Raw genomic sequence first — 4,497 nt, forward strand, 5'->3', positions numbered from 1 at the left:
AGGCTGGACCTGCTCGGCGGCCGGGATGGTGCCAATGGCCCGCCATAATTCTTCACCTTGCCAATACTGCCCGCTTTCGCTGTACAGCGCGCCGTTGAGGCCATCGAGGGCATCGGACAGCGGTACGAAACGTGCGGCCATCTCGGCCAGGGTTTCCGGTTGCTGACGCGCCCAGGCATCCAGGGCCTGGCGCGTGGCTTGGGGGTCGTTGGCCTGGCACGCGCGCTTGAGGTCATCAAGCAGGGTGCGCGGGCTCGGCCCGGTTTGCGCCGCACGCAGCACCGCCGGTTGCGAGCGCGCCCGCCACCACAGGGCAAAGCCCAGCAGGGTGGTCAGGGCCAGTACCAGGGTACTCAGCTGCCAGGGCCAGAGCAGGTGGGTTTGCACTGTGACCGGATCGACGCTGGCCGGTTTGTCGGCGCTCAACGCCGGGTTGTCCTCGATCTGCAGGCTACGAGCGGGCAGGCTGCTGCGTTCCAGGTGATCTTCGCGGGTGTTCCACCAGACCACTTCCTGGCTCGGCAGTTCCAGCCGGCCGCTGTGGGTCGGCACCAGCGCTTCGCGCTCTTCACGCACACCGAGCAGGCCACGGTCGTTGACCTGGTTGCGCAATTGCGGCTGGTCCGGGTAGCGGCGCAGGCCGGTGACTTCGGTGCCCGGCAGCGGTGGCAGCTGGGCGCTGGACAAGCCCTCGGCCTGGAGGATCACGGTGCGGGTCAGCGAGTCGCCGATCTGGGTCTGCTGCTGGGCCGGGTCCGGGCTCCAGTGTTCTTCCAGGGTCAGGCTGTTGGCCGGCAGCCAGGGCGCATTGGCCGGGTAGTCGGCCGGGATCGGGTCGACTGTCAGCACCAGCGGCGTCGAGCTGACCTGCACCTGCTTGCCGGCGCGCGGGGTGTTGAGCTCCTGCTCGGCATCGTTCTGGGCAGCGGTGGCGCTGAAGTTCAGGGCCGGGATTTTCAGGTCGCCACTCTGCTGGGGGTAGATCGCATAGCGCATTTCGATCACGCCGTGGCGCACGCCGTCGATGAGTTTCTCGAAGGTGCGCGACTCGCCCAGCGGCTCGACCCTGGCGTTGTCCAGTTGCAGCGGGCTGAGGCTGCTGTCGTCGTACAGCGGTACCGAGTGGTAGATGCTCAGGGTCAGCACCGCCTGGGCCTGGACGTAGACTTGCGGCTGGTCGAGGCTGGCGTCGATGAACACCGGGCCCTGGTTTTCGCGACTGACCTCGTTGGCCTGGATCTGCAGGCTGATCGGCTGGCTGCGCACTTCGCCCAGCTGCAGGGCGGGAATTTCCACACTGCCGCTCTGGCGCGGCAGCAGGGTAATGATCCAGCGCGTGTTGGCGCTGCTCTCGTCAAGGCTGTTGAGGCTGTTGACCTGGCGCGTGCCACGTACTTCGAAGTTGGCCTGCAGTGGCGTCAGGTCGGGTTTGCCGAACTGGGTGACGTCCTGGGTCTCGAGGGTCAGCTCAAGGGTTTCGCCGGCATTCAGGCGTGTGCGGTCGACACTGGCGAGCAGCGCCGCTGCCTGCACCTGCAGGGCGAGAAAGAGGCTGAAGACCAGGACGCAAACGCGACTCATCGATGGGTTTCCTGATGTTGTTGCTGTTCATACCAGAATTTACGCCGCAACAGTTCGGCCGGGTTGTCCGGGATCTGTCGCAGCCATTGTTCCAGGGCCTGGCGCTGTTCGGCATCGAGGCTGCTGTCAGCCGGGCGCTGGGGCGGCCGGGTGGTGTCATCGTCGTCAGCGCCGCTGGCGCTGTTCTGCGCCTGCTCGCTGCTGCTGTCCTGGGCCTTGGCCGCTTCATCCGGATCCTGCGCAGGTTTTGCCGCGGCCTGGTCCTGGGCGTTCTGCGAGCTGCTGGCAGTATCGCTGCTGCTGTTGGGGTTGCTCTGCGGGTTGTCTTCCGGCGGCTGTTCGGGTGCGTGTTCGGCCTGGCGTTGTTGCAGCAACTGTTCGACCAGTGCCTTGTTGACGAGTGCCGGTTGCAGTTCCGGTTGGCGTTCCAGGGCCTGCTCGTAGGCATCCAGCGCCGCTTCCAGTTCACCGCTGCGGGCCAGGGCGTTGCCGCGATTGTAATGGTCGGCGGCGCTGTTGCCCTGGGCGAACTGGCGGGCGGCGCCGTTGAAGTCGCCGGCCTGGTACAGCGCCAGGCCTTTCCACTGCGGGTCTGCGAAGTGCCGGGCGGCATCGGCCGGACGTTGCCGTTCAAGCAGGCGCTGGCCTTGCTGGTCAGGGCGCAGCCACAGGTCGTTGAACTCGAAGGCGTGGCTGGGCTGCGGCACGGCCAGCAGCAACGGCAGGCAGAACAACCAACCGCGACGGCCGGCGCACGCGGCCAGCAGCAACAGTGGCAGGAACAGCCAGTAGCCTTGGTCGGCCCAGCTGTCGAGTTGTACGGTCTGGCCATCGTCACGCAGACTGCGCGGGTTGTCGAACAGGCGCAGGCCGCGTAGGTCGAGGTCGTCGATACGGGCACTGCGGTAGCGCCCGCCGGTGCTGTTGATAAAAGCCTTGAGGCTGGCGCTGTCCAGGCGCGGCAGGAGGATCCCGCCCTGGTCGTCCTTGAGGAACTCGCCGTTGGCCTGCTTGACCGGCGCCCCCTCGGCGCTGCCGACGCCGAGCATCAGCAGGCTCGGGCCCTGGCGGCCGAGGGCCTGGACAATGCCCTGGCGTTCCTGGGCATCGAGCGAGGAGCCGATCAACAGCAGGCGGCCCTGGCCCAGGCCGGCCTGAGCGAGCAGGGCCAGGCCCTTGCGCACGGCCAGGTCGGCGTGCTGCCCGGCTTGCGGCATGATCGCAGGATCCAGGGCTTCGAGCAGATTGCGACTGGTGGCCAGGTCGTCGGACAGCGGCACCAGGGTGTGGGCGCTGCCGGCATAGACGATGATCGCGGTCTGGCTGTCGCGGCGGTGCTCGAGCAGGTCGAGGATCTTGCGTCGGGCCTGTTCCAGGCGGGTTGGCGCCGCGTCGTCGGCGAGCATCTGCGGGGTCAGCTCAAGCAGGATCACCAGCGGGTCGGCCGGGCGCTGGCGGGTATCTTCCAGGCGTTGCCAGCTGGGCCCGACCAGGGCCAGCACGGTGATCAACCAGGCCAGGCCCAGGGCGATCCACGGCAGTTTGCTGTCGCGGCCGCTGCCGCCACCCAGCAGCACGGCATGAAAGGCCGGTGGCAGGATCATCTGCCAGCGCCCGGCGCGTTTTTGCCGGTGCCACAGCTTCCATAGCAGCCAGGCCAGCAGCGGCAGGACGAGCAGCCACAGCGGGCGCAGCCATTGCGGCCACAATTCGCTCATCGGCGCCTCCTCAAGCGCAGCCGTTGCAGGCGCTGACGCCATTCCGGGTGCGGCTGCAAGAAGCGCGGGCGGCGCAGCAAGCGCTGCAGCAGGTTGTCCGGCCATTGCTGCTCGATCACCAGCAGCAGGCTCAGCACCAAGGCCAAGGCCAGCGGCCAGCTGTACAGCGGCTGGGCGGTGCGCGCCTGGGTTGGCTGCTGGGCCACAGGTTCCAGGCGGTCGAGCGCTTCGCCGATGGCATGCAGTTCTTCGCCGTCGTGGGCGCGGAAGTAGCTGCCACCGGTGAGCTCGGCGATTTCCTTGAGCGAGGCTTCGTCCAGGTCCAGGCTTGGGTTGATGCCCAGCAAGCCGGCGGTACCGGTTTGTTCCGGGTCGGCACCGATGCCGATGGTGTAGATGCGCACGTTTTCCTGGGCGGCCAGGCGCGCGGCGGTCAGCGGGTGAATCTGCCCGCCGTTGTTGGCGCCGTCGGTGACCAGCACCAGCACCCGGCTCTGTGCCGGACGTTGGCGCAGGCGCTTGAGGGCCAGGCCAATGGCGTCGCCGATGGCGGTGTTCTTGCCGGCGATGCCGATCTGCGCTTCGTCGAGGAAGGTACGTACGGTGCGCCGGTCGAAGGTCAACGGGGCCTGCAGGTAGGCCTGGCTGCCGAACAGGATCAGGCCGACGCGATCGCCCTGGCGGTCTTCAAGAAAATCACCGAGCAGGGCCTTGACCAGGGTCAGGCGGCTGACGTCGTCGCCTTGCCACTGCATGTCGGGAAAGTCCATGGAGCCAGAGACGTCCACCGCCACCAGCAGGTCGCGGCCACTGGCGGCCACCGGTAACGGCTCGCCCAGCCATTGCGGGCGGGCGGCGGCAAACAGCAGCAACAGCCACACCAGCACGAACGGCGCCTGCTGGCGCCAGGTCGGCAGGTTCAGGCGCGCGCGGCGCCCAGCCAGGCCTTCGAGTTCATCGAGAAAGCTGACCTTGAGCACCGGCTCACCACTGTCGGCGGCCGGCAGCAGCAGGCGCGCCAGCCAGGGCAGCGGCAACAGTATGAAGACCCACGGCCAGGCCAGCTCAAACATGTTTGCGGATCCAGGTTTCGACCGACTGGTTGAGGCCGTTGATGGCTTTGTCGTCGAGTTTGCATTCGGGTTTGTAGGCGCCTTCGACCAGCACCATCCAGCGGGTCAGGCCGGCGGGCGGGGCG

General features: G+C 67.6%; 2 protein-coding genes and 2 pseudogenes. All 4 read right to left on the minus strand.

Features of this window, described 5'->3' with window-relative positions; all coding sequences use genetic code 11:
* Positions 1–1,581 (minus strand): annotated as a pseudogene (locus tag UW3_RS27050) (BatD family protein); the annotation flags it as partial.
* Positions 1,578–3,299, minus strand: coding sequence for a VWA domain-containing protein (locus UW3_RS0114895; RefSeq protein WP_010223297.1), 1,722 nt, complete (start codon positions 3,297–3,299; stop codon positions 1,578–1,580). The gene UW3_RS0114895 and the pseudogene UW3_RS27050, both read right to left, overlap by 4 nt.
* Entirely contained in the window at positions 3,296–4,372 is a 1,077-nt protein-coding gene (locus tag UW3_RS0114900; protein ID WP_010223298.1) for a vWA domain-containing protein, read from the minus strand. Before UW3_RS0114900 ends, UW3_RS0114895 begins: the two co-directional genes overlap by 4 nt.
* Positions 4,365–4,497 (minus strand): annotated as a pseudogene (locus tag UW3_RS29610) (DUF4381 domain-containing protein); the annotation flags it as partial. The gene UW3_RS0114900 and the pseudogene UW3_RS29610, both read right to left, overlap by 8 nt.

It is taken from the genome of Pseudomonas donghuensis (assembly GCF_000259195.1).
In the GTDB taxonomy this organism is placed as follows: Bacteria; Pseudomonadota; Gammaproteobacteria; order Pseudomonadales; family Pseudomonadaceae; genus Aquipseudomonas; species Aquipseudomonas donghuensis.